The sequence below is a fragment of the Gluconacetobacter liquefaciens genome, assembly GCF_003350405.1.
Classification (GTDB): Bacteria; Pseudomonadota; Alphaproteobacteria; order Acetobacterales; family Acetobacteraceae; genus Gluconacetobacter; species Gluconacetobacter liquefaciens.
Genome location: NZ_QQAW01000007.1, coordinates 157,014 through 181,835 on the forward strand (window position 1 = coordinate 157,014; position 24,822 = coordinate 181,835).

21 protein-coding genes are annotated in these 24,822 nt (G+C 65.6%); 3 read left to right on the plus strand and 18 right to left on the minus strand.

Annotated features, from left to right (window positions below):
• Nucleotides 1-76: 76 nt before the first annotated feature.
• The 17 genes from C7453_RS13210 to C7453_RS13290 form a co-directional block, all read right to left on the minus strand.
• Complete coding sequence (locus C7453_RS13210; protein WP_114728000.1) at nucleotides 77-1,537, minus strand: NADH-quinone oxidoreductase subunit N; 1,461 nt, start codon at nucleotides 1,535-1,537, stop codon at nucleotides 77-79.
• Nucleotides 1,534-3,033 carry a complex I subunit 4 family protein gene (locus C7453_RS13215; RefSeq protein WP_174787971.1) on the minus strand — a complete coding sequence of 500 codons (1,500 nt, stop codon included), beginning with the start codon at nucleotides 3,031-3,033 and terminating at the stop codon, nucleotides 1,534-1,536. The genes C7453_RS13210 and C7453_RS13215 overlap by 4 nt, the downstream gene beginning before the upstream one ends.
• A complete protein-coding gene (gene nuoL / locus C7453_RS13220) occupies nucleotides 3,030-4,880 on the minus strand; it encodes an NADH-quinone oxidoreductase subunit L (protein WP_114728001.1) in 1,851 nt (616 codons plus the stop codon). The genes C7453_RS13215 and nuoL overlap by 4 nt, the downstream gene beginning before the upstream one ends.
• Before the next feature lie 4 nt (nucleotides 4,881-4,884).
• A complete protein-coding gene (nuoK, locus tag C7453_RS13225; protein ID WP_114728002.1) occupies nucleotides 4,885-5,196 on the minus strand; it encodes an NADH-quinone oxidoreductase subunit NuoK in 312 nt (103 codons plus the stop codon).
• A 1-nt stretch (nucleotide 5,197) separates the two neighbouring features.
• The gene (gene nuoJ / locus C7453_RS13230; RefSeq protein WP_114728003.1) at nucleotides 5,198-5,719 is read right to left on the minus strand and encodes an NADH-quinone oxidoreductase subunit J; all 522 of its coding nucleotides are present in this window, start codon (nucleotides 5,717-5,719) and stop codon (nucleotides 5,198-5,200) included.
• Between the two features lie 15 nt (nucleotides 5,720-5,734).
• Nucleotides 5,735-6,247: an NADH-quinone oxidoreductase subunit NuoI gene (gene nuoI, locus C7453_RS13235; RefSeq protein ID WP_114728004.1), complete on the minus strand. Its 513-nt coding sequence runs from the start codon at nucleotides 6,245-6,247 to the stop codon at nucleotides 5,735-5,737.
• Nucleotides 6,248-6,270: 23 nt separating this feature from the next.
• Complete coding sequence (nuoH, locus tag C7453_RS13240; RefSeq protein ID WP_114728005.1) at nucleotides 6,271-7,227, minus strand: NADH-quinone oxidoreductase subunit NuoH; 957 nt, start codon at nucleotides 7,225-7,227, stop codon at nucleotides 6,271-6,273.
• On the minus strand, nucleotides 7,224-9,920 hold the full coding sequence (gene nuoG, locus C7453_RS13245; protein WP_114728006.1) for an NADH-quinone oxidoreductase subunit NuoG: 2,697 nt from the start codon (nucleotides 9,918-9,920) through the stop codon (nucleotides 7,224-7,226). The genes nuoH and nuoG overlap by 4 nt, the downstream gene beginning before the upstream one ends.
• Nucleotides 9,921-9,933: 13 nt before the next feature.
• On the minus strand, nucleotides 9,934-11,232 hold the full coding sequence (nuoF, locus tag C7453_RS13250) for an NADH-quinone oxidoreductase subunit NuoF (RefSeq protein ID WP_114728065.1): 1,299 nt from the start codon (nucleotides 11,230-11,232) through the stop codon (nucleotides 9,934-9,936).
• The gene (gene nuoE, locus C7453_RS13255; RefSeq protein WP_114728007.1) at nucleotides 11,226-11,720 is read right to left on the minus strand and encodes an NADH-quinone oxidoreductase subunit NuoE; all 495 of its coding nucleotides are present in this window, start codon (nucleotides 11,718-11,720) and stop codon (nucleotides 11,226-11,228) included. Before nuoE ends, nuoF begins: the two co-directional genes overlap by 7 nt.
• Nucleotides 11,707-13,491: an NADH-quinone oxidoreductase subunit C/D gene (gene nuoC, locus C7453_RS13260; protein ID WP_114728008.1), complete on the minus strand. Its 1,785-nt coding sequence runs from the start codon at nucleotides 13,489-13,491 to the stop codon at nucleotides 11,707-11,709. The genes nuoE and nuoC overlap by 14 nt, the downstream gene beginning before the upstream one ends.
• A 9-nt stretch (nucleotides 13,492-13,500) precedes the next feature.
• Entirely contained in the window at nucleotides 13,501-14,130 is a 630-nt protein-coding gene (locus C7453_RS13265) for an NADH-quinone oxidoreductase subunit B (protein ID WP_114728066.1), read from the minus strand.
• A 13-nt stretch (nucleotides 14,131-14,143) separates the two neighbouring features.
• The gene (locus C7453_RS13270) at nucleotides 14,144-14,548 is read right to left on the minus strand and encodes an NADH-quinone oxidoreductase subunit A (RefSeq protein WP_114728009.1); all 405 of its coding nucleotides are present in this window, start codon (nucleotides 14,546-14,548) and stop codon (nucleotides 14,144-14,146) included.
• Nucleotides 14,549-14,779: 231 nt separating this feature from the next.
• A complete protein-coding gene (locus C7453_RS13275; RefSeq protein ID WP_114728010.1) occupies nucleotides 14,780-16,258 on the minus strand; it encodes an efflux transporter outer membrane subunit in 1,479 nt (492 codons plus the stop codon).
• The gene (locus tag C7453_RS13280) at nucleotides 16,248-17,435 is read right to left on the minus strand and encodes an efflux RND transporter periplasmic adaptor subunit (RefSeq protein ID WP_114728011.1); all 1,188 of its coding nucleotides are present in this window, start codon (nucleotides 17,433-17,435) and stop codon (nucleotides 16,248-16,250) included. The genes C7453_RS13275 and C7453_RS13280 overlap by 11 nt, the downstream gene beginning before the upstream one ends.
• Nucleotides 17,428-20,598, minus strand: coding sequence for an efflux RND transporter permease subunit (locus tag C7453_RS13285; protein ID WP_114728012.1), 3,171 nt, complete (start codon nucleotides 20,596-20,598; stop codon nucleotides 17,428-17,430). Before C7453_RS13285 ends, C7453_RS13280 begins: the two co-directional genes overlap by 8 nt.
• A 327-nt stretch (nucleotides 20,599-20,925) precedes the next feature.
• A complete protein-coding gene (locus C7453_RS13290) occupies nucleotides 20,926-21,432 on the minus strand; it encodes a YciE/YciF ferroxidase family protein (protein WP_114728013.1) in 507 nt (168 codons plus the stop codon).
• Between the two features lie 455 nt (nucleotides 21,433-21,887).
• Between C7453_RS13290 and C7453_RS13295 the strand changes: the two genes are divergently transcribed.
• The 3 genes from C7453_RS13295 (at nucleotide 21,888) to C7453_RS19165 (ending at nucleotide 23,784) form a co-directional block, all read left to right on the plus strand.
• Nucleotides 21,888-22,730, plus strand: a complete 843-nt coding sequence (locus C7453_RS13295) for a hypothetical protein (protein ID WP_114728014.1) — start codon at nucleotides 21,888-21,890, stop codon at nucleotides 22,728-22,730.
• A gap of 299 nt (nucleotides 22,731-23,029) precedes the next feature.
• Entirely contained in the window at nucleotides 23,030-23,320 is a 291-nt protein-coding gene (locus C7453_RS18715) for a hypothetical protein (protein WP_141288905.1), read from the plus strand.
• Nucleotides 23,321-23,376: 56 nt separating this feature from the next.
• Nucleotides 23,377-23,784 carry a hypothetical protein gene (locus C7453_RS19165; protein WP_147280872.1) on the plus strand — a complete coding sequence of 136 codons (408 nt, stop codon included), beginning with the start codon at nucleotides 23,377-23,379 and terminating at the stop codon, nucleotides 23,782-23,784.
• 212 nt (nucleotides 23,785-23,996) lie between these two features.
• On the opposite strand, the gene C7453_RS13305 is transcribed toward C7453_RS19165, so the two are convergent.
• Complete coding sequence (locus C7453_RS13305; protein ID WP_245949025.1) at nucleotides 23,997-24,491, minus strand: hypothetical protein; 495 nt, start codon at nucleotides 24,489-24,491, stop codon at nucleotides 23,997-23,999.
• Between the last annotated feature and the right edge of the window lie 331 nt (nucleotides 24,492-24,822).

Consider the following 24,822-nt stretch of genomic DNA (forward strand, 5'->3'; position numbering starts at 1 on the left):
GTGCGTCGCGGGCCTGTCCGTATCGATCAGATAGGTGCGGGTCCTGCAAATGACAGGGTCGATGTGTCGTATCGACTTATTCGCTGTACAGGATGTCGTGAGGCGCGATGGGCGGCAGGCTGGCGGCGCGCAGGACGGGCAGGGGTTGCAGAAGGGCGCGGGTCTGCCGGACGAGCATTTCGGGAAAGAGGCCGGCCAGAAGGGTAACGATGGCCAGGGCGGTGATCAGGACGGTATTCGCCTGCGTGCCGCGCACCGCCCGGTGATCCTCCGGCACGGGCTCCATCATCGCGCGCACGACGTTGAGATAATAATAGAGCCCGATGATGCTGCTTGCGACCAGTGCGACCAGCAGCACGACCCGCCGGGCTGAAACGCCTGCGATGACGATGTAGGTCTTGGCGAAGAAACCGATGGCCGGGGGGATGCCCGCCAGCGAGATCAGCATGACGGCCATGGCAAGCGCCAGGGCTGGTCGGCGGCGAAACATGCCGCGCCACCCGGCAATGTCGGACAGGCCGGATGCACCGCGCATGGCGGCGAAGGCGCCGGATGTCGCGGCGGCATAGGCCGCCAGATAGAAGGCCGCGCTGGCCAGGCCGAACGGCCCCGGCGACAGAAGGGCGAGCAGCAGGTAACCGACATGGGCGATGGATGAGCCCGCCAGCAGGCGCTTGAGGTTGGTCTGTCCCAGCGCCAGCAGGTTGCCACCGAACATGCTCAGCACGGCGATGATGGCGAGTTCCATGCCCGCGGCGTCGGGGCGGAGCAGATCGGCGCCTGCGAAATAGCGTGCGAGGGCCGCGAACAGGGCGATCTTGGAAGTAACGGCGATGAAGGATGCGACCGGTATAGGCGCGCCCTCCATGACGTCGGGGAGCCAGGTGTGGAAGGGAACGGCCGACAGCTTGAAGAACAGGCCGGTCAGCACCAGCGCCGTTGCCGCCAGGGGCAGCGCCGGTCCGTCCGGGCCGGCCAGGGATGGGGCGGCAAAGCGCAGGCTCCCGCTTTCGGCATAGGACAGGGCGAGGCCGAACAGCAGGATCGCCGAGGACAGTCCCGCCAGGATCAGGTATTTGATCGCCGCCTCGTCGGCCGTGGGCTGGATGCGGTGGTAGGCGATCAGGCCGAGCAGCGACAGGCTCAGCGTCTCCAGCCCCAGGAAGAAGATCACCATGTCCACGCTGCCGGCCATGACCAGCGCGCCGAGCGTACCGAGCAGCAGGAGCAGGTAGAATTCATCGGCCGGGGTACCGGCCTCGCGCCACGCCATGATGGCGCATGCGGCCGAGGACAGCAGGATCAGGCCGGCGATATAGGCGAACCATCCGTCGGGCACGAACAGGATGCCGACAGGGTCGCCCGGCCAGGACAGGACAGGCGACCAAAGGCTGGCGAAGGCCAGAAAGAGCGTTGCCAGCGCGATGACGATGGCGCGCGCTTCCGAGCGACGCCAGGCGATGGACAGCATAAGCAGCGCGATGCCGCCGCCCAGGATCGGCAGCGATGGCGGCAGGCCCGAAAGCGGGGCGGTCATGGCTGGGGGGCCTCCATCTCCGGCATGGCAAGGGGTGTTGCCGGCAGCGACAGGTTCAGGACCGGCTGGGGATAGGTGCCCAGCACCAGCAGAAGGGCCATGGTGAGGCCCAGCACCGTCATATGCCGGGCGCCGAAATCCGCCGGTGGCGCATGGTCGGTGCCTTGTCCGGCATGGGGCGGGCCGAAGAAGGCGCGGCCGACCATGGTGAGGGAATAGACCGCCGAGAGCACCAGACCGGCGGCACCGAGGGCCGCGATCGGTGGACTGATGCGCCAGGTGGCGAGCAAGACGAGGAACTCGCCGACGAAATTGCCCATGCCGGGCAGGCCGAGCGAGGCGATGGCGAAGAACAGGCCGACGGAGGAAAGGTGCGGCAGGGCCTGCCACAGGCCACCCATGCGCCGCATGTCGCGCGTGTGCAGGCGGTCTTGCAGCGATCCGGCGATGATGAACAGGGCGCCGGTGCTCAGCCCGTGGGCGACCATCTGCACCACCGCGCCGCGCATGCCCATGGGGGAGCCGGAAAAGACGCCCAGCAGGACGAAGCCCAGATGGCTGACGCTGCTGTAGGCGATCAGGCGTTTGATGTCGTCCTGCGCCAGCGATAGCCACGCGCCGTACAGGATGCCGGCGGCGCCCAGGGCCAGGGCGACCGGTGTGAACCGGCTGGCCGCGTCGGGAAACAGCAGCACGACGAAGCGGATCAGTCCGTAGCCACCGGTTTTCAGAAGGATGCCGGCCAGCAGCACGCTGCCGGCGGTGGGGGCCTGCGTATGGGTGTCGGGCAGCCACACATGCAGCGGCACCACCGGCAGCTTGACCGCGAAGGCGGCGAAGAAGCCGAGCATCAGCACCATGGCGGCGGTCGGCATCAGCGGCGTGTCGGCCAGGGCAAAATAATCGAAGGTTACGATGCCCGTGGCATGCTGGTGCAGGATGACGAGGCCGAGGATCGCCACCAGCATCAGCAGGCCGCTGCCCTGGGTGAACAGGAAGAACTTGATGGCGGCGCGGCGCCGGTCCTCGTGCCCCCATTGCAGGATCAGCACATACATCGGCACCAGCATCAGTTCCCAGAAGAAGAAGAACAGGAACAGGTCCGTGGCCAGGAAGACACCGTCGATGCCGGCGATCGTCGCGAGCAGGAGCAGGTGAAACAGGCCCGGCCGCTCGCCGACGTCGCGCGCGGACAGGATCACGCAGGGAAAGGAGAGGATGGTCGTCAGCCACAGCAGCACGAGGCTGAGGCCGTCCATGTCCATGCGCGCGGCGATGCCCAGGGCTGGAATCCAGGGGGCGGAAAAATGGGCGAGCCACGGACCATGGCCCCAGTCGGCGGCGCAGGTGACGGAGAGCAGCAGAAGCGTTTGCAGAACGATGGTCGTGATCGCGACCCACCATGGGCGGTGGCGTGCCTCGGGGCCGCGGTCGGACAGCCACGCGGCGAGGCCGCCCGTTGCTGGCAGCAGAACGAGCGCGGGAAGAGCGATCATGGCCGGACTCCCAGACACAGGGCGACGACCGTGCCGGCCGCGATCCAGCCGGCATAGCGACGGACCTGCCCGCTTTGCATGCGGCCGAGCATCCGGCCGCCGGCGCGCGCCGTTGCCGCCGTGGCATCGGAAAGGCGATCGCAGATGTCGCTCTGGTTCAACTGGCCCAGCGTGGTGAAGGGCCGGACGATCAGCACGTCGTAAAGCGTATCGAAGTCCCAGCCGGCACGGGCCACGCGGGCGAGGGCGTTCTCCGGCGGTGTCCGCGTTCTGGTGCGGGGTTGCCACAGCATCCATGCCACGCCGATGCCGGCGAGGGGGACCAGCGATCCTGCCCACAGCAGCCAGTGTGGGCCTTCCGGCATCGACGCGCCGAATAGGGGGGACAGCAGGTGGGACAGCAGATGCACCGGGGCGATGGCATCGGGCATTCCCATCCATCCGCCGGTCAGTGCGAGAACGGCGAGGCAGACGAGAGGAATGGCCATGGTGGCGCCCGTGCGACCGTGAGGCTCCGTGTGGCGGGGTCCAAAAAACACGATGAAGACGCAGCGGAAGATATAGATCGCCGTCGCGAAGGCGCCGAGCAGGGCACCGGCCCAGAGCATGGGATCGGCATGCCAGGCGCCCTGGAGAATCATTTCCTTGCTGTAGAAACCGGCGGTCAGCAGCGGCAGGCCGGCCAGTGCCGCGCTGCCGGCCAGGAAGGCGGCGAACACGCCCGGCATCGCGTGGGCCAGGCCGCCCATCTGATAGATATCCTGCCGATGATGGACGCGCAGGATGATCGCGCCGGCCGCCATGAACAGCAGGGCCTTGAAGAAGGCGTGGGTGACCAGATGGAAGATTGCCGCCTGCCACGCCCCGGTGCCGAGGGCGAGGAACATGTAGCCGATCTGGCTCATGGTCGAATAGGCGAGGATGCGTTTGATGTCGGTCTGCACCAGGGCGCTGCCGGCGGCCAGCAGAAGTGTGATCAGCCCGATCAGGGCGACGGCCGTCATCGCAACCGGGAGCGACGCAAACAGCGGATGAAGCCGCGCGATCAGATAGACCCCGGCGGTCACCATGGTTGCGGCATGGATCAGGGCGGAGACGGGAGTCGGGCCGGCCATGGCATCGGGCAGCCAAGTCTGAAGCGGCACCTGCGCGGATTTGGCGACGGCACCGCCCAGCAGCAGGAAGGCGGCTATTGCGGCTTGCAGGTCGGCCGGGCGGGCGGTCACGGTCTGGAGAACTGACGCGACATCCAGCGTGCCCGCCCGCGTGGCCAGCAGCAGCAGGCCGCACAGCATGGCGGCATCGCCGATGCGGGTGACGATGAACGCCTTGCGCGCGGCGGTGACGTTGGCGGTGTCGGCATGCCAGAAGCTGATCAGCAGGTAGGAGCAGATGCCCACGCCTTCCCAGCCGATATAGAGGCTCAGCAGGTCCGACGAAAAGACGAGGACCAGCATGGCCGCGACGAACAGGGTCATGCAGCCGAAGAAGCGCGCGATGTCGGGGTCGTCGTGCATGTAGCCGCAGGCATAAAGAAGGATCAGGAAGCCGACGCCGGTGACGATCAGCATCATGACGAGTGACAGCGGGTCGAGCATGAAGGCGATCCGGGCGCTGAAGCCCTCGACTTGCATCCATGACCATAGCGTGGCGTGCAGGGCGCCGGTGGGTGGGGGCGTCCGGAGAAAGCCGATGGCGAGCACGGCCGCCATCAGGGCCGAGAGCCCGACCGATCCGGCGCCGATCACGCAGGAAGGGAGCGGGGGCATGCGGCCCGCCGACAGGAACAGGACCCCGGCCGCAAGGAGGGGGCAGGCGACGATCAGCGGCAGAAGCAGCGCGTTCATGACCTTATCCCTTCAGTCGGTTGCCGGTATCGGCGTCCAGCGTCGGGCGGCCGGCGGAATGCAGACGCAGGATGATGGCCAGCCCGACGGCGGCTTCGGCGGCGGCGAGGGACAGGATCATCAGGAACATCACCTGCCCCTGTGCGGCGTGCCAGCGGGCGCCGGCGGCGATGAAGGCCAGGGCCGCCGCGTTCAGCATGATCTCGATGGACATCAGCATCAGCAGCAGGTTGCGCCGGGCCAGCACGCCCAGCATCCCGACCGCGAATAATAGAGTGGCCAGCAGCAGCGCATGGGTGGGGGAGGCGGCGCTCATGTCACGGCTCTCCCGTGCCGGTGCCGCGGATGTTGCGGCCGATGTGAAAGGCGCTGACCAGACCTGCGAGAAGCAGGAAGGAGGCCAGTTCCACGCTCAGCACGTAGGGGCCGTACAGCAGTAGGCCGACCGATTGCGGCCCGATCGGAACCATGGCATCGGAAGCCGCCGTGGGGGGGATGGTGCGCAGCGTGATGCAGAGTGCGATGAGCAGGAGGCCCGACAGGAGAGCCGGCCCGATCCAGACCGCCGGTGCCATCCAGTGCCGTTCGCGGTCGCGGTCGCTCCGGCCCAGATTGAGCATCATGACCACGAAGACGAACAGCACCATCACGGCGCCGGCATAGATGATAACTTCGAGCATCGCGGCGAACGGCGCGCCCAGCGTGAAGAATACGCCGGCGAGCGACAGCGGGACCACGACCAGATACAGCAGCGCATGCACCGCGACGGCGCGTGTGACGACCATGATGGCCGCCCAGGCGGCGACCAGCGAGAACAGGATGAAGGGCAGGTCCGACATGGTGCCTCTTCCCCTCTACGGCAGCAGCGTATGGAGGTCGATCGGGGCAGCTTCGCGCTCGGCTTCGCCCTTGTCCTTGCCGAGAATTTTTACGCCTGCGACACGGAAAAAGCTGTAGTCGGGGTATTTTCCCGTTCCGCTGATCAGCAGGTCTTCCTTTTCGTAGACCAGGTTCGGCCGCAGATATTCGCTCATCTCGAAATCCGGCGTAAGCTGAATGGCGTAGGTGGGGCAGGCTTCCTCGCACATGCCGCAGAAGATGCAGCGGGAGAAATTGATGCGGAAATAATCGGGGTACCATCTGCCGTCCTGCTCGGCTTTCTGCAGACTGATGCAGTCGACCGGGCACGCCACCGCGCACAGGTTGCAGGCTACGCAGCGTTCCATGCCGTCAGGGTCGCGCGACAGGATGATGCGGCCGCGATAGCGCGGCGGCAGGGGGGGCTTGTGCTCGGGATAGCCCACCGTCACGCGACGGTGGCCCGCATGCAGGAAGGTCAGCCAGAGCGTGCGCAGGATTCCGAACATGGCATGCCTTCCTCTTGCTTTTTCTATCCCGGCGCGTGCAGGAGCAGGATTGCGCCGGTGGCGGCGATGTTGATCAGGGACAGCGGCAGCAGGATCTTCCAGCCCAGGGCCATCAACTGGTCGTAGCGCGGGCGGGGCAGGGCCGCGCGCAGCAGGATGAACAGGCAGATCAGCGCGCCGGTCTTGAGCGCGAACCACAGCATGGGCGGCAGCAGCGGCCCCTGCCAGCCGCCCAGATACAGCGTGACCAGCAAGACCGAGATCAGGACCACCCCGGCATATTCGGCCAGGAAGAACATGCCGAACTTCATGCCCGAATATTCGGTGTGAAAGCCGGCGCCGAGTTCGTTTTCGCCTTCCGGCAGGTCGAAGGGCAGGCGGTGCGTCTCCGCGATGCCGGCCAGGGTAAACACCACGCAGCCCAATGCCTGCGGCACGACGAACCACAGGCCGGACTGTGCCAGCACGATATCGCGCATGGTGAACGAGCCCGCCTGCATCACGACGCCCAGCACCGACAGGCCCATGAACACTTCGTAGCTGATCATCTGCGCGGCGGCGCGCATGCCGCCGAGCAGCGCGTATTTGCTGTTGGAGGCCCAGCCGGCCAGCACCACGCCGTAGACGCCCATGCCCATCATCGCCAGCACGAACAGCAGGCCGACATTCAGGTCGCCGGCAACGCTCCAGAACGCGGTGACCGGCACGACGCCGAAGGACAGCAGCACCGTCATCATGCCGATCGCCGGCGCCAGCACGAATACGCCACGGTCGGCAAAGGGTGGAATCCAGTCCTGCTTGAACAGGATCTTGATGCCGTCGGCCACGGCCTGAAGAATGCCGCCAGGCCCGACGCGGTTGGGGCCGTACCGGTCCTGCCACAGGCCCAGCAGCCGGCGTTCGAACCATGTCAGGAATGTTGCCAGACCCAGCAGGACCGCGAGGGTTACGCCGATGATGACCGGCATCGGGGCGGTCATGGCGCATCTACCCGGCGAAGCCGCACGCGGATGGGGGCATTGAAGGCGCGTGCTGCCAGATGTGGAGGGCACAGAGCGATGCCGGGAGGGAGCGCGGGATCGTGGCGAACCGGCAGGGTGATGGGTTCGCCGGCCAGCGTGATGTTGGCCATGGCGCCGTCCTCCAGTCCCGTCGGCAGGGTGCTTAGGCGCAGGGCGGCCGGTGCCGCGCGTGCGGCGATGGGGGGAGAAAGGGCACTGAGTTCCTCTGTGCCGAACAGTCGGTGCTCGGGCAGCAGCAGGAAATCGTCCGGGCCGAAGCTGAAAGGGGCGGGGATGTCGTAATGCCAGTCGGACGGTGCCTGGGCGGCGTCATCCAGCAGGCGGATGCCGGCGTCGCCACCGCGCATCGGGCCGCCGATTTCCTGCTGGAATCGGTTGAGGGACTGGACGGAATTCCAGCCAGGAACCTGATAGAAGGGCACCAGTGCCCCTGGCATGTCGGGGGCGTAGGCGCCTTCCATCGAGGGGGAGAGCGGTGTGTCCGGCGATTGCGGCAGGGGACGGTCCTGAACGCTGATATTGGCCCGTACGGCGGTGCGCCCGCTGATCCTCGCCGGTTCGCTGCGGACCCTGCGGCCGTCGAGCCGATAATCGGCGCCCGGAGCGGCGCTGCCGACCCTCGACAGGGCCGTGATGTCTTGCGCCATGGCGGCGATGATCTGGTCGAGGTCCGTCCAGTGGGGGGCGTCGGTCATGGTGTGGGTAAGATGTTGGGCCCAGTGCCAGCTTTCCTGAACCGGCATGTCCGGGAGAATGGCCGGCAGGAAGCGCTGGGCACGGCCCTCGGTGCTGACCAGCGTGCCGCCGCTTTCGGCGAAGCTGGCGGCGGGGAGTGCCAGATCGGCTAGAGGCGCCAGAGGCGTGGCGATATGGTCGATGACGACCAGATGGGGGACGGCGGAGAGAAGGTCGTGCAGGGCCGCAGCATCCAGCCGGCGGGTCAGGTCGTTTTCCATCACCACCAGCGTGCCGATGCGGCCGGCGCGGGCCATGGCGCGCACGTCGTCGAGCGGCAGACCGCCGAGGAGCGCCATGCCCATGCTGTTGCACTCGGGCATCACCAGCGAAAGCGCCGGGTCGGTGCCGGCGGCATGCAGGGCGGTGGCGATGTTCGCGGCGGCATGCAGCAGGGCGGCATTGGCGTATTGCAGGCCGGCGACGATCAGGGGGCGCCGGGCGGCCCGCAGGGCGTTGGCGAGCCTGTCCGCCAGTTGGATTTCCGTTTCCGACAGGTCCGGTGCGTCGGGCGCCGAGGCGTCGATCCGGTGGGCGATGGCAAAGCCCAGCCGGGCGAGGGTGTCGGGGGCCGCGCGGTGGGTCGTGGCCGCGACCGGGTCCAGGTCGGTGGGGGCGGGGGTGAGCACCCGCAGCGGCGAGGGGGCGTCGGTCCCCAGCATGCGCACGGCGGCATCCATCCAATGCGGCACCCTGGCCGTGTCGGCGGCGGGGTAGGCGGCCCGGCGCAGCGTCTGGCGGAGCGCCAGGCCAAGGCGCGGGGCGGTGACGCAGACATCCTCGCCCAGGACCAGAACGGCGTCGGCGGATTCCATGTCGTGCAGGCTGGGATTGCGCGCTTGCGTCGTGCGCAGCAGAGCCGGGACCAGCATCGCCAGGTCGTGGTCGGGCTGGGCCAGCCCGGTCGAGAATTGCGCGGCGCCTGTGAGGGCACGCAGGGCGAAATTGGATTCCAGCGATGCGCGTGTCGAGCCGATGCCTACGATCGGGCCGTCGGCGGCCATGGCGGCGAACCGTTCCAGCGCGGTCGCGATCGAGACGGGAACGGGGATGCCGTCCTGCCGCATCATGGGCGCGCGCGGGCGGGTGGGCGCGGACGTGAAGCCATGGCCGTAGCGCCCGCGATCGCACAGGAAATAGCGATTGACCGCGTCGTGATAGCGGTTGATCACCCGGCGCACCGTGCCCTGTCGCGCATTGACGATGGTATTGCAGCCGACGGCGCAGTGCGCGCAGACGGAGGGGGCGCCGCGCATGTCCCATTTGCGGCTGTAGATCCTGGAAAAGGGTTTGTCGGTGAAGACACCGGTGGGGCAGATTTCGACCAGATTGCCGCTGAAGGCGTTTTCCAGCGCGCCGTCTTCATGGCGGCCGAAATAGAGGTCGTTGTGGGCACCGAAGGCTGCGAGATCCTCGCCGCCGGCATAATCGCGGTAGAAGCGCACGCACCGATAGCAGCCGATGCAGCGGTTCATTTCATGATTGATGAACGGGCCCAGATCCTGGTTGCGGTGCGTACGCTTGGTAAAACGGTAGCGGCGCCGGTCATGCCCGGTCATGACCGTCATGTCCTGCAAATGGCATTCGCCGCCTTCGGGGCAGACGGGGCAGTCGTGCGGGTGGTTGGTCATCAGCCACTCGACGACACCGGCGCGGAATTCCCGTGCCTGGGGATCGTCGATCGACAGGATCGTACCGTCGGTGACGGGCGTCATGCACGCCATGACGATACGACCGGTCTTGTCGTCCGGGCCGCTGAACTGCTTGACGGCGCACTGGCGGCAGGCGCCGACCGAGCCGAGTTCGGGGTGCCAGCAGAAATAAGGGAGATCGGCGCCGGCTTCCAGACAGGCTTGCAGCAGATTTTCATCCGTGCGGGCGGGGCAGGCGCGGCCGTCGATGAGGATCGTCGCCATCGTCCCGTTCCTTCTAGGCGGTTTCACGCAGCGGGCAGCGCTGCTGGTGGATGTGGGCGTCGAAATCCTCGCGGAACAGCTTCAGCCCGCTGGCCAGCGGGGCCATGGCGCCGGGGGCATGGGCGCAGAAGGTGCGGCCCATCGGGCCGAGCATGCGGGCATGGTCGTGCAGGCGGTCCAGATCCTCGGGTTCGCCGGTGCCGGACTCGATGGCGCCGAGCAGGCGCTCCACCCAGGGCAGGCCGTCGCGGCATGGCGTGCACCAGCCGCAGGATTCCTGGGCGAAGAAATGTTCCAGATTATGCAGCATGCCGACGGGGCAGGTGCGGTCGTCCAGCAGGATGGCAAGGCCGGTACCCAGCCGGCTGCCTGCCTTTTCCACCGTGCCATAATCCATCGTCACGTCGATCTGTCCGGCGTCGAGAAAGGCGGTGGAGGCGCCGCCGGGCAGGAAGGCGCGCAACCGGTAGCCGTCGCGCATGCCGCCGGCATGGTGCTCGATGATCTCGCGAAGCGGGGTGCCCATCGGCAGTTCCCACGCGCCGGGGCGGCGCACGCGGCCGCTGACGCCGTAGATCTTGGTGCCGCTGTCCGGGCCGAGACCGAGCGAGAGGAACCACGCCGCGCCGTTGGTGACGATGTGCGGCAGGTTGCAGAGCGTCTCGACATTGTTGACGACGCTGGGCGCGCCCCACAGGCCGCCGACCTGCGGAAAGGGGGGCTTGCTGCGCGGCTGAGCCCGGCGGCCTTCAAGCGCGGTCAGCAGGGCGGTTTCCTCGCCGCAGATATAGCGGCCGCCGCTGGCGTGGACGTGGATTTCGAACCCGAAGCCGGAGCCGAGGATGTTCTCGCCCAGCCACCCGACCTCACGGGCTTCCGCGATGGCGTGGTTCAGGCGCTCCAGCGCCAGATGGTATTCGCCGCGCAGGAAGATCACGCCGTGGCCGGCCTGGATGGCGTAGCCGGCGACGATCATGCCTTCGATCAGTTGCAGCGGATTGCCTTCCAGCAGCAGCCGGTCCTTGAAGGTGCCGGGTTCCATCTCGTCCGCGTTGGCGATGAGGTATTTGCGGCGGGTGGTGGCCGGGTCCCTGGGTACGAAGCTCCATTTCTGGCCGGTGCCGAAGCCGGCGCCCCCGCGTCCGCGCAGTTTCGATGCGGTGACGAGGTCGATGACCGCCTCGGGTGTCATGTCGCGCAGGGCGCGGCGCGCCGCCTGCCAGCCGCCGGCGCGGCCATAGGCGGCGCAATCGGGCGGCCCGTCCGGCAGGCCGATCATGGCGGTCAGGGGCCGTTCGGACGGGCTCATGATGCGGCCCCTCGCAGGCCGTCGGCCAGCCGTTCCGCTGTTTCGGCGTCCAGGTCGCCATGCAGGGTGCGGTCCACCAGCATGGCTGGCGCGTGGTCGCAATGGCCCAGGCAGACGATGGGCAGCAGCGTGACCGCGCCGTCCGGCGTGGTTTCGCCCGGCCGGATGCCCAGCCGGGCTTGCAGACGTGCGCAGACCGTGTCGCGGCCCATGATCCAGCATGAGACGCTGTCGCACAGCATGATGACGTGCCGCCCCACCGGGCGGCGGAAGATCAGGTTGAAATAGGTGGCGATGCCGTCGAGATCGGCCGGCGACATGCCTAGCAGGGAGGCTGTTTCGGCCAGGTGCGCGTCGCTGACCCAGCCGAACCGCTCCTGCACCATCGTAAGGGCGGAGACCGAGGCCGCGCGGGGCCGGTGCTCGGCGCGGGCGAGGTCGGCGATCCGCGCCCGCAGCTCGGCGGGGAGGGGCGTGTCAGCGGTCGACATCGGCCATCACGAAATCGATGCTGCCGATGATGGCGATCAGGTCGGCGATCATGGCGCCACGGCTGATCAGCGGGATCATCTGCAAATGCGGGAAGGACGGGGTGCGGATGCGGGTGCGGTAGGACATGGTGCCGCCGTCGCTGATCAGGTGATACTGGTTGAGCCCCTTGGTGGCCTCGACACAGCCCCGCGCCTCGCCGGGCGGAATGACCGGGCCCCAGCTCACGTTCAGGAAATGATGGATCAGGGTTTCGATGTCGTGCATCGTCCGCGCCCTGGGCGGCGGCGTGGTGAGCGGGTGGTCCGCCTTGATCGGGCCGGCCGGCATGTTGTCGACGCACTGGCGGACGATGCGCAGGCTCTGGCGGATTTCGGCGATATGCACCACCACGCGGTCGTAGCAATCGCCGTTCGTGGCGGTGGGGATATCGAATGCGAGTTGGTCGTAGCAGGCATAGGGGGCCTGACGGCGGTAATCCCATTCCAGGCCGCAGGCGCGCAGGCCGGGGCCGGTGACGCCCCATTCGATCGCCTCGCGCAGCGTGTAGGCGCCCACGCCCTTGGTGCGTGCGCGGAAAATACCGTTGCGCATCACCATTTTCTCGTACTCGTCGAGGCGTTTGGGCAGGTAGTCGAGGAACGTGCGGATCAGGCCGTCCCAGCCCACGGGCAGGTCCATCGCCACGCCGCCGATGCGGAAGAAGGCCGGATGCATCCGAAAACCGCAGATGGCTTCGATAATCTCGAACACCCGCTCGCGGTCGGTGAACATGTAGAAGACGGGCGAAAGCTGGCCCACGTCCTGGCTCATGGTGCCGTAGAAGACCAGGTGGCTGGCGATGCGGAACAGTTCGGCCAGCATCACGCGGATCATCTGCGCGCGGGGCGGAACCTGGATGCCGGCCAGGGTTTCCACCGCCATGACATAGGGGAAATTGTTCATCACGCCGCCCAGATAGTCGACGCGATCGGTATAGGGGATGTAGCTGTGCCAGGATTGGCGCTCGCCCATCTTCTCGGCGCCGCGATGGTGGAAGCCGATATCGGGCACGGCATCGACGATCCGCTCGCCCTCCAGTTGCAGCACGATGCGGAAGACACCGTGCACGCTGGGGTGATTGGGGCCGAGATTGAGAAACATGAAATCGGTGTTCGCCGAATGCCGGCGCATGCCCCACTGGCCGGGGTCGAAGCGCAGGGCTTCCTGCTCGCGCTTTTCCGCGTCCTCGGTCAGGCTGTAGGGCGGCATTTCGGTGGCGCGGGCGTAATGGTCCTTGCGCAGGGGGTGGCCGGTCCATGTGGGGGGCGTCAGGATGCGGCGCAGGAACGGGTGGTCGTCGAAAACGATGCCGAACAGATCCCAGGCTTCGCATTCGTACCAGTTCGCGTTCGGCCACAGGTCGCTGATGGTGGGGGCGTGCGGGCGCTCTTCCGGCAGGGGGACTTTCACGCGCAGTTCGTCACCGGCGTTGGCGAACGCGAGCAGGTGATAGACCAGCGTGAAGGCGGATGCGGGCTGCCCGTCGCGATGCGTGCGTTCGCGTTCGTCGATCACTGTGAGATCGAGCAGCATGCGGAGCGCCGTGTCCGGCTGTTTCAGGCGGGCGAGTGCCGCATGCACGTCCTGCCGCGCGATCCACACCGTCGGGACACCGTCGCGCGTGGGCTCGATGGCCAGGATCACCGGCGTGGGGGCACGCGCCACCTGTTCGAACATGGTTTCGGACGTGCGAAGATCGGCTGGCCGGGGTGGGGTGGCCACGATCATCATCGCCTCCGTTCAGAGCGCGTCGGGGGAGCGGAGGTCCCGTGCCGCCCGGCGCGCGTCGCGTTTGGCATCGCGCATGCTGGGCGGGGTGACACGCTCGATGCCTTGCGGGCCGACCATCCAGCTTAACGGGCGCCGCTGGGTGCCGATGGCGTTCTGCAACAGCATCAGCCCTTCCAGCAGAGCATCGGGGCGGGGTGGGCAGCCCGGCACGTAGACATCGACCGGCAGGAAGGAATCCACGCCCTGGACCACGCTGTAGATATCGTACATGCCGCCCGAATTGGCGCAGGAACCCATCGAGATGACCCAGCGCGGCTCCAGCATCTGATCGTAGAGATATTTGATGATCGGCGCCATTTTCACGAATACGGTGCCGGAAATGACAATCAGGTCGGCCTCGCGCGGGGTGGCGCGCAGCACTTCGGACCCGAAGCGCGCGATATCGTATTTGCTGGTGAAGGCGGTCGCCATTTCGACATAGCAGCAGGACAGGCCGAAATTGAACGGCCAGATCGAATGCTTCTGGCCCCAGGACACGAAATCCTGCAAACGGCCCATGACCAGGTTACGCCGGATCGTTTCGGTTGCGCTCGGGTTCTCCGGTTGCACGGGAGGTGGCGCGTCCGTGGCCGATGTCATGGACCAGCGCATGCTAGAGAACCTTTCGGGTCAGTCGTTGCGTCGGGCCCCATTCCAGGCCACCGCTGCGCCACAGATAGGCCAGCGCGATGGCCAGGAAGCCGAGGAACAGAAGCACCGCCGCGTAGCCCTGCCACCCGGCCTGTCGCGCCACCGTGGCCCATGAGAACAGGAAAACCGCCTCGGCATCGAAAATCACGAAAAACACGGCGATCAGGTAATATTGCACCGGCAGGCGCAGGTGGGCCGAACCCACCGGCAGGATGCCGGATTCGAACGGCAGGTTCATCGACGCGCCACGGGCCGGCCCGACCCGGCGGTTGCCGGTGACGGATGCCAGGGCCAGCATCACCGACAGCAGGACCGCAATGGCGATGGCGTAAAGCATCAACGGATGCAGCACACAGAAGCTACACATGGACGACACCATCGGGTTGTCGCGGCTACCAGGAGTGGCGACGCCGCGTGCGTCGGTGTTGGGATCGCTCAGGGGCTGTTCTGAAAATATCTATTCTGGGTCGGGAACTGATCGGCGCAGGTTGCGGCCTGCGTTTTTTTCTGGAAACGGTCTGTTCGAACCATCTCGCTATGCCGGCTGAACGTGGGGTGCGGAGACCGGGTTGCCGGCCGGGAAACCTTTAACGGCGATTTAACGATGTCGCGGACTGGCTGCTTGCCCCGCCCGCCATCCGCCGCCCATGGCCCGCACGAGGTCGATCCCCGCGACCAGGCGGCGGGTAGCGATGGCGATCATGCCCTCGCGTGCCTGAAGTTCCGCTGTCTGGGCGATGACGACCTGAAGATAATCCACCGCGCCTTCGCGATACTGGATGGATGCCAACTGGTTGGTGCGGGCGGCGGCGGTAACCGCTTCCTCCTGTCGCGCGGAGGCGTCGGCCAGATGGTTGAGCAGGGCAAGCTGATCCTCGACCTCGCGGAAGGCCGTAAGGGACGTTTGCCGGTAATTCGCGGCCATTTCGGCATAGGCGGCATGCATGGCCGCCAGATCGGCGAAGCGCCGGCCGCCGTCGAAGACCGCCAGTGTGGCCAGTGCCGGGCCGAGTGCCCATACGCCTGTGCCGGCGGAGAGGAGCATGCCGGTTGTCGTCGCCGATCCGCCCGAGGCGCCGAGGGTAATGGCGGGGAAGAAAGCCGCCCGCGCGATGCCGATGCGCGCGTTGGCCGCCGCCATATGCCGCTCGGCGGCGGCGACATCCGGCCGGCGTTGCAGCAGAGCAGACGGGGCCGTGGTGGGAATGACCGGGACCGGGTCCAGCGCGCCGGCCGGCGGAAGCGAGAAAAGGGAGGGTTCCTCGCCGATCAGCACTGCGATGGCATGTTCGGTCAGGGCGCGATTGGCCACCTGCTGGTCCAGTTCGGACTGTACGGAGGCCAGTTGGGTGCGGGCTCGGCCGACATCGAGTTCGCTGGCGGCGCCGCCGCTAAAGCGCGTCGTGGTCAGGTTCAATGCCGCCTGGTAGGCGCTGACCGTGCGCCGCAGTACGTCGATCCGGGCATCCAGTCCGCGTAACTGGAAATAATCCTCGGCCAGTTCGGCCTCCAGGCTGAGGCGCATGCCAGCCAGATCGTCGGCGCTGGCCTGGGCCTCGGACCGCGCGGCGGCGACGAGGTTGCGTATGCGGCCCCAGATGTCGGGCTCCCACGAGACGGTGCCCCCAGCCGCGTATGTGCGATAATCGAAATAATTGCCGGTCTGCGGAAGGACGGCCCGTTCGCGCTCGGCGCTGGAGGACGCGTCGATTTGGGGAAAGAATTCGGCGCGCGCGCGTCGCACCAGGGCTCGGGCCTGATCATATCGTGCGACTGCCGCCGCGAGTTGCGGGCTGCCAAGTTCGATCCGGGCTTCCAGATCGTTCAGTCGGGTATCGGCCATGATCGTCCACCAATCCTGGCGCGCCGATGTGTCAGACGGCTGGGCTGGGGTCCAGGGGCCGGTTTCCTTGAAGGTGGCGGGCAAGTTGGGGGGCGAGGGGGGCTGGTAATGCGGGGCCAGGTTGCAGCCGGCGAGCAGGGAGAGGGTCAGAAGCAGGGGGCCACCCTGCACCCGGCCGGGAAAAATTGCCCCTGTCACCCGTGCTCGGGAGAAACGCCGGCGCTCAGGCGCCATGCGGGTGCTCCGGTTCCCGCGGTTCGACCGCGTCGCCGTCGCGCAGATCGTCCCTGGGATTGTCGATGACGGCGCTTTGTGGCGGCAGGCCCGTGACCGCGAGTTCGGTGCCAAAATCGGTTACGATGGTGATGGGCTGGATTTTGACATGGTGGCTGGAATCCATCAGGGCGACGGTCGTGCCATTGCGTCGGAACAGCAGGCTGCTGGCGGGCACGCGGACGAGATCGTTATCCCTGCTCGGATCGGTGCCGGGGAAGGTGAAGGCGATCTGGGCATAGGCCCCCGGTTTCAGCAGGTTTTCGCCATTATCGTAGACAAGCTGCACCAGCATCGCGCCGGATTGGGGATCGACGGCGTCCGAGGAATGAATGAGGTGGGCCTGAAAGGTTCGGCCGGGATAGTCGGGCACCGTGAACGCGACCACCATGCCGTCCTGCATTCTTGCGGCATAGGCCTGGGGGACGCTGACATAGAGCCGTAGCCGGACGACATCGGAAACGGTGAAGAGGGGCTGCGCCGCCGAAGTGCCGGCGGCGATCAGCGCGCCGATGTCGGTGGCGCGGCTGGTGACCACGCCGGTGAACGGCGCCACGATATGTTTGAAGCCGGAGAGGGTCTGCAGCCGTTCCACCTCCGCCGCCGCCTCGTGGCGCGTGGCTTCGCTGGCGGCGAAATTGCCTCTTCGTTCGTCGGTTTCCTGTTGCGAGACCGCGTTCTGCGCATTGAGGCGGTCCCAGCGGCGGGTGGTGATTCCGGCGAGGTCGCGCTGGGCGGTGCGGGTCGCCAGCACGGCGCGAGCGGCGGCGAGTTGCTGGTCGACGTCCGGGGTGTCGATCTCTGCCAGTAACTGCCCTTCCTGCACCTTTTGTCCGATATCGACGTACCAGCGCCGGAGATAGCCGTTGGTCCGCGCATAGACCGGCGCGCTGTACCAGGCCTGCAACCGGCCGGGCAGGACCAGCCTGTCCATTGCCATGCCGCCTGGGTGGACGATGCTCACCGTCGGGATGGCGGCGGCTTGTGTCGACGCATGAAGCAGGTGGCGGGCGTGGAGGCGCAAAAGCGTGCCTGCCACCAGGACCAGCGCAAAGACCGCGCCCGCGATCAGCACGAACCGGCCGAGCCGGGGCTGGGGCCGGTCGCCCTGTATCGTCCCTGGCGCGGGGTCAGGCATGGGCCGAGGCTCCCCGCGTGGCCGGCCGCGCGCGTCGTTCGTAGATGATCGCGAACAGGGTCGGCACGAAAAACAGCGAGGCACAGGTGGCGAAGACCAGCCCGCCGACGACGGCGCGACCGAGGGGGGCGTTCTGCTCGCCGCCCTCGCCAAAACCCATCGCCATGGGCAGCATGCCGATGACCATGGCCAGCGCGGTCATCAGCACGGGCCGCAGGCGGGTCTTGCCGGCCGTCAGCGCCGCTCGCAGCGCATCGCCATGTTCGTCGAGCTGTTCCCGGCAGAAGGCGATGACGAGGATGGAATTGGCGGTTGCCACCCCCATGCACATGATCGCGCCGGTAAGGGCCGGGACAGATAGCGGCGTGCCGGTGGCGAACAGCATCCAGCAGATCCCCGCCAGCGCCGCTGGCAGAGCGAGGATGATGATGCAGGGATCGGTCCAGCTCTGGAAATTGACGACGATCAGCAGGTAGATCAGCACAACCGCGCCCAGCAGCCCGGCACCCAGGCCGGTGAAGGCGGTATTCATGGATTGGTATTGCCCGCGCAGCGTGACTGTGACGGTTGCCGGGCGCTGGTGTTCCAGACGGACCAGCACGCTTTGCACATCGGACGCAACGGCGCCGAGGTCGCGGCCGTCATTCCCGGCGAAGACGTCGATCAGCGGGCGGATGTTGTATTGCCCTTCGACGGGCGATGTCGTGCCGCGCGTGATCGTGCCCAAGGCGCCCAGCACCTGGGGGCGGGTTGCCTGGGCGCCCGTGCCGGTTACGGGCAGGCCGATCACGTCCGAAAGCGCGCCGATGCGGTATTCCGGCATCTGGACCGCGATCGGGTAGGTCACGTTGTTCTGCGGGTTCAGCCAGTACAGCGGCGCGGTCTGGGACGTGCCGGCGATGGAGGTCGCGATGCTGCTGGTGACGTCGCCCTCGGTCAGGCCAAGCTGGTTGATACGGGTGCGGTCGACTTCGAACCGCAGTTCGGGGTAGTTGGCGGGCTGCTGGATTCGGGCATCGACCAGCCCGTCAATGTGGCGGATTTCCCGCAGGACAAGTTCGGCGAACTGCCGTGTTTCATCCGGGTGCGGGCCGCTGACCTGGACGTCGATCGGGGCCGGGGCGCCGAAATTGAGGATCTGGCTGGTGATGTCGGAGGGCAGGAAGGCGAAGCTCGCCTGCGGGAACAGGCGGGGCAATTCGGCACGCAGGCGGCGGATATAGCGTTGGGTGGCGTGATGATTCTCCTTCAGGGCGATCAGAATGTCGCCGTCCTCGGGGCCGATGGTGCCGGAGGCGCTGTAGGAGACGTTGATGGCGCTGTTCGGCAGGCCGATCATGTCGGCGATCGATAGCACCTCGTCCGCCGGGATGCGCGCGCGGACCGCTTTCTCGATGTCGAGGAACAGAGCGGCAGTTTCCTCGATCCGCATGCCCACCGGGCCGCGCACATGCAGCGTCATCGCGCCGGCATCGACCTGGGGGAAGAAATTGCGCCCGAGGAAGGGGAGAAAGACCAGGCTGAGGACGGCAAAGCCGAGGAAGAGGCCGACGAAGCGGCCGCGATGTGCCAGCACGGCTTCCAGCACCGTGCCGTATCGCTCGCGAAAGGCGGCGAAGCGCCGTTCGAACCCCTGCTGGAAGCGGGTGAACAGGCCGCCGGCCGGTTTGCTCTCATGCCTGTGGGCACGCAGCAGGAACATGGCCATGGTGGGAACCAGCGTGCGCGAGAGGATGAAGGACATCGTCATCGCGAACATCACCGACAGCGCCATCGGCACGAAGAGGAAGCCCGAAACACCCGGTAGATAGAACATCGGCACGAAGACGATGCAGATGCATAGCAGCGACAGGAAGGCCGGAACGATGATCTCGCCCGATCCGTCGATGATGGCGGCATGTACATCCTTGCCCATTTCCAGATGGCGCTCGATATTTTCGATCGTGACCGTCGCTTCGTCCACCAGGATGCCGACGGCCAGGGCGAGGCCGCCCAGCGTCATGACGTTCAGGGTCTGGCCGAGGACCGACAGGAGCGCGACGGCGCCCAGGATCGAAAGCGGGATCGACGTGGCGACGATCAGGGTGGAGCGCCACGAGCCGAGAAAGAGCAGGATCATCAGGCTGGTCAGCCCCGCCGCGATTGCACCTTCGCGCAGCACGCCGCTGACGGCGGCCCTGACGAACAGCGACTGGTCGTTGACGGGCGTGATCTGCAACTGGGCTGGCAGGCCGCGCCTCGCGTCGGGGATCGTGTCGCGAATGCCCTGGACGATGGCGATGGTAGAGGTCTCGCCCGATTTCAGCACCGTCAGCAGGGCCGAGCGCTGGCCGTCGACATGGACGATATTCTGCTGCGGCAGCGAACCGTCGCGCACATGGGCCACGTCGCGGATGCGGACCACGGCGCCATTCACCGTTCTTATCGGCAGCGTGTTGAGCTGCTCGACGGATAGCGGGGCGTTGTTGAGCCGGAGATTGTACTGATATTCGCCGATTTTCACGAATCCGGCAGGTGTGATCTGTGTCTGGATGGAGAGGGTATTTGCCACGTCGAGGCCGGAGACGCCCCGCGCCTGCAACTGGCTGGGGTTGAGATCCATCTGGATCTGCCGCACCCGCCCACCAGTGGGGAAGGGAATGGCGGCTCCGGGCACCATCACCAGCCGGGTGCGGATAAAATTGAAGCCGAAATCATAGAGCTGCTGTTCGGTCAGCCCCGTGCCCGACAGGCCGAGCTGAAGGATCGGCACGGTGGAGGCGTTGTAGTTGAGGATCAGCGGTGGGGTCGTGCCGAGTGGAAGCTGGCGCAGCAGCGTCTGTGCGATGGCGGTGACCTGTGCGTTGGCGAGGCGGATATCGGCACCGGGCTGGAAGAAGACCTTGGTGATTCCGATCCCGGTCAGCGCCTGACCCTCGATATGCTCGATATCATTGACCGTTGTTGTCAGCGCGCGCTGGAAAGGAAGCTGGATGCGGCCCGACATGTCCTGCGGCGAGAGGTTGGTATAGGTCCATGCGACTGCGACCACCGGGATGCTGATAGTGGGGAAGATGTCCTTGGGCGTACGGATGGCCGACAGCGTGCCGGCAATCACGATCAGGATCGCCATAACCACGAACGTGTAGGGCCGTGCGAGCGCCAGCCGGACGATGGCGTTCATGGGCGCGTGATGCAGGCTTGTAGCTGATCTGGGGGGAATACCCCGCAGGACGGCATCTCCGTCGGCCACCTTCTTCGGGTGCCGCGCGGTCCCTTACGCCTCCGAGAGTGCATCAGGCAGCATCTTTCCATGATCCGGGGGTGGAGCCGTCGCGTGGGGCATAGCTGCCCATCAACAGGTATATAGCCGCCGGCAGGGATCGGAGGTTTGTCACATACGAGCGATCAGGATGAATTTTAGCGTCTCAGCAGCCCATGCGGCGCACCTTCCATCCCTTTCGCCCTCCGTTGGGGAGCGAGGAATGGAAGGTTTCGCGAGCAGGTCGTGTCATGTCGGCTGGAGCGCCGCTTCCGGATTGCTCTCGCGCTCGGCGATTTCGGTGAGGAGGGCGTCGGTCCGCTTCTCCTCTTCGAGTGTCTCGGCCAGCAATTCCTCTGCTTCCGTGAACCCGAGCGTGGCAGCCCAGGCTTTGAGCGTGCCGTAGCGGGAGATTTCGTAATGCTCGATGGCTTGAGCGCAGCCGATCAGGACCGCGTCCGCCGCCTCGGTGGAGCCGAACGTCTCGAGATCCTCCTCCATTTCAGCCAGGATGCCCTGTGTTGCTTCGCAGGTCTTGCTGCGTGGCGCCTTGCCGATCAGTCCGAACACCTCATTCAGCCGCTCGACATGACGGGCGGTTTCGGTGGCGTGGGTTTCGAACGCTTTCTTGAGATCCGGCGCCTGGGCGGCGCGGACGGATCTCTTGAGGGCCTTCAGGATCTGCTTCTCGGCAAAGTAAATGTCCTTCAGCGTTTCATAGAACGCATCGGATAGCGTCTTCTCCTGAGTGGCCATGATGAACTCCTTTCCGTTTCAAGGGGGGGGCGCGGAGCCTCGGCAGATGTCATCCGCTGACGCGCCAGCCGGCCTGCGTCTCGGGAATGGTATGGTGCGCGAGATGCCGGTCGATCACGTCCGGGGACGGGCCTTACCCGCCGGGACCGCCTCGAGAGCGCCATCAATAATGGCAGCTCCCCCGTCGGCAGGCATGTCTGACCCTACGCGCCTGTCGCGGGAGGGTTGCGGGGTCTTCGAAATTTCTGCTGATGCACGCGTGCATGAACGAATGGGAAGCGATGCCGGAATCCATTGACCGGATGGCTTGGAGAGCAAACTTCGGGGAACCGGACACGTTGGGGAAAGGAACGTAACAGGAGGACCCCGTCATGCCGATTCTGCTCTGGCTCCTTGGCGTTCCGATCCCGATCATCATTCTCCTTCTTCTGTTCTATCATTGAGGAGCATCCGCCATGCCTGCTCTCATGACGGACGAGGTGGCCGTGATATCGCCGGATGCCGGGATATCGTGGCCAGCCGTTCTCGGTGGTGCCATCGTCGCGACGGCGGTGGCGATCATGCTCATGTCGCTTGGGTCCGGCCTCGGCCTGGCCTGGGTTTCACCTGTTTCCGACGATAACCCGTCCGGAATGACATTTACCGTGGTGACTGCGATCTGGCTGATCGTGGTGCAGTGGATTTCCTCGTTTTTCGGCGGGTATCTGGCGGGTCGCCTGCGCCCGGCTGCGCTTGATGTGGACGGTCGGGAAATCCTGTTCCGCGACACGGCAGCGGGTTTCGTTGCCTGGGCGATTGCCGCTGTGCTTGTGGTTGGCCTGGTGGGTTCGGCGGCGTGGTCGGCGGCCGGGGGCGTGGGGAAAAGCGCCGCGACGATGCTCGCGGGCGTGGGGGCTGGGGCTTCCAGCCATGCGTCGTCGGGTCCGGGCGATTATATGCTCGATACGCTATTCCGGACCGCTCAGCCGGACGCGTCGCTGCCCGGTCATGACGTGAAATCCGAAGCGGGACGCATCCTGGCAACCGCCGCAACCGGACAGGTCACGCCTGCGGACCATGATTATCTTGCCCAGTTGGTTGCGGCCCGCACCGGTATTTCACCCGAGGATGCGGGAAAGCGGGTCGATCTGGCGATTTCCACCGAGACTCAGGCTGTGGCAAAGGCCCGGCATATTGCGGACCTTGCTCGCAAGGCGGCTTCCTCCTTCGCCCTCTATACGTTTTTCTCCATGCTTGTCGGGGCGTTCATTGCCTCTGTCGCCGGGGCGATCGGTGGGGGCCAGAGAGATGCGTTCTAAAGGACGCGTTTGAAGCGCTCTCTTGCCGATATAGGCAGGCGGCCCGCCTGCCTATACTGCCATGCGCCTGCTATCCGACAAGCGGCCGAAACTGCCGAAGCGGCATATCGTTGGTGATTCAACAGCAATCGCTATCGGACGTTCTTCCTGATCGACCCGCCGGTCCGGAAAGACAAGACATCATGATCGACGGAAATATCTCGCAACGAGCGCGATTGGCCCTTGCCATATGGTCAACATAGGTGGCGGCGCATTTCGTTTGAGAGAAATGGAAAAACATTGAATATGTAGGGGTTTTCATGAGGGCACTTCTTGCCATCGGGCTTTGTCTTCTTTTTTCCTCAGGCGCCTATGCGCAGACGGTGGCGCCCTCGGGGCAGACACCTCTTGCGCGAATGCAGGAGGATGAAGTGAGTGGGTCCGCCCAGCAGGCGATCGAAAATGCAAAAAAGCAGTCGAACGGCAAGACCGAGCACAAAAGCGCTGAAGAAAAGAGCACGAGCACTGCCCAGAAGCGCCAGCATGAAGAACGAAAGGACAAGGGGAAGCGAGATGCCCCGGTAAAAAATGGAGATTCTCCTCAGCCATAGGAACGGCTTCCACTGGAGAATCTGCCGATCATTGGCTGTAGGGAAGGATATGAAAAATGAAAGACATTCGAGATCTCCTCCAGAAAGCACGTACCGTGAGGCGCAACCCGCCAGGGTCGCCGCCTCAATCCGGCGCGATCGTACGGGCCACCGTATGTCTTGTCTTTGGGAGCGTCGCGATGGGGCAGCCGGCATCGGCTCAGGAGCCATCTGCCGCACCATCGACGCCTCCTTCGCCATCGACGTTGAAGCCACCATCCAGTGGCGGCTATTTACAGAAGGACAAGAAGGTTCCGCCTTCAGAAAAATTGTCTGACTGGCCGCAGCTCAAGCGCGATCAGGTTTCGCCAACTCCGCATGCGCCATGCCCCGGCAAGACGGATTGTAAAATGGTGCCGATGTCGCACGAAGAGGCGACGAAACGCCTGGGTCATGCTCCGCCGACCGGCGATATGCCCAGGTGAAGCAGGGGTATGAAGGTCGGCCCCGAAACTGACCGGAGACCCCGCGTTATGGAGGATGGTTGGAAAGTTGGCCTGCCGAGTGAGAGGGCCGCCGCGCTTTGCGACCCGAAGGTATTATTTTGTGCACCGAAGTGCAGAAAATACCCTCCGGGTCGCCCACAGGCTGACTTTGCAAACAGCCTTCTATATCGATGCGGATAAGGGGGGCAGCATCACTTCGAATGGACGATGGCGCGTGATTCCTGGTTTTCAGTATCCACGCTGATACGCTGGTAAACCGCCAGGGAAAGCACGATTACCGTCGCTGTCGCGAGCAGTCCGATGGGATAGAATATCTGCTGTATGTGTTCGCGGCTTACTTCGAAAACCGCAACCAGCCCTTCGATGAAAATCGCGATGATGATTGTCGTGATGAATTTTGTGAGGCTCAGGCGGGCCTCAAGAGGTGACACCTTGGCACGACTTTGAATCACCTCCTCTTCCATGAAGTATTTTGCCACATCGAAAACGGCGATGGCGATAACGACGTAGCTGATGGCAAGAAGCAGCGCGTCGCGCCCGTCGTGCCAGGATGTCAGGAGCGTGAAGACCAAATTGAATATGCCGTAAAAGATGAGCCCGATGGATAGGGCCATCAGCATGATGCTTGCAGTGCCGAAGGCAGCGCGCGAAACTTTCTTCAATATACTTTCATAGGTGATCGACATCTTCTAACCCGACCTTGTTGGGGAAATCCGCATCACGGGGCGTATGATGAATGACCGGTGGGATCGTCGGTCGTTTCCGCACACCGGAACATTCGACCGGGTGCGTCGAATAGCTAATGTTCGAGGGGCCTGAGCCTTGGCCGGTGGAGTCTGCAATGCGTCCGGAGTGCCGGGGCCGAGAACGCGGCCCGCGACGGCGGGTGGGGTGCTCAGCTTTCGGTTCCGGGCAGGCGAACCGCATCTTGGGCGCGGGTGAATCGACGGTGGGATACGGACTGAATGCCGGAAACCCGTCATGTGGGATGATGGGTTTCCGGTGTTCCAGATGCCG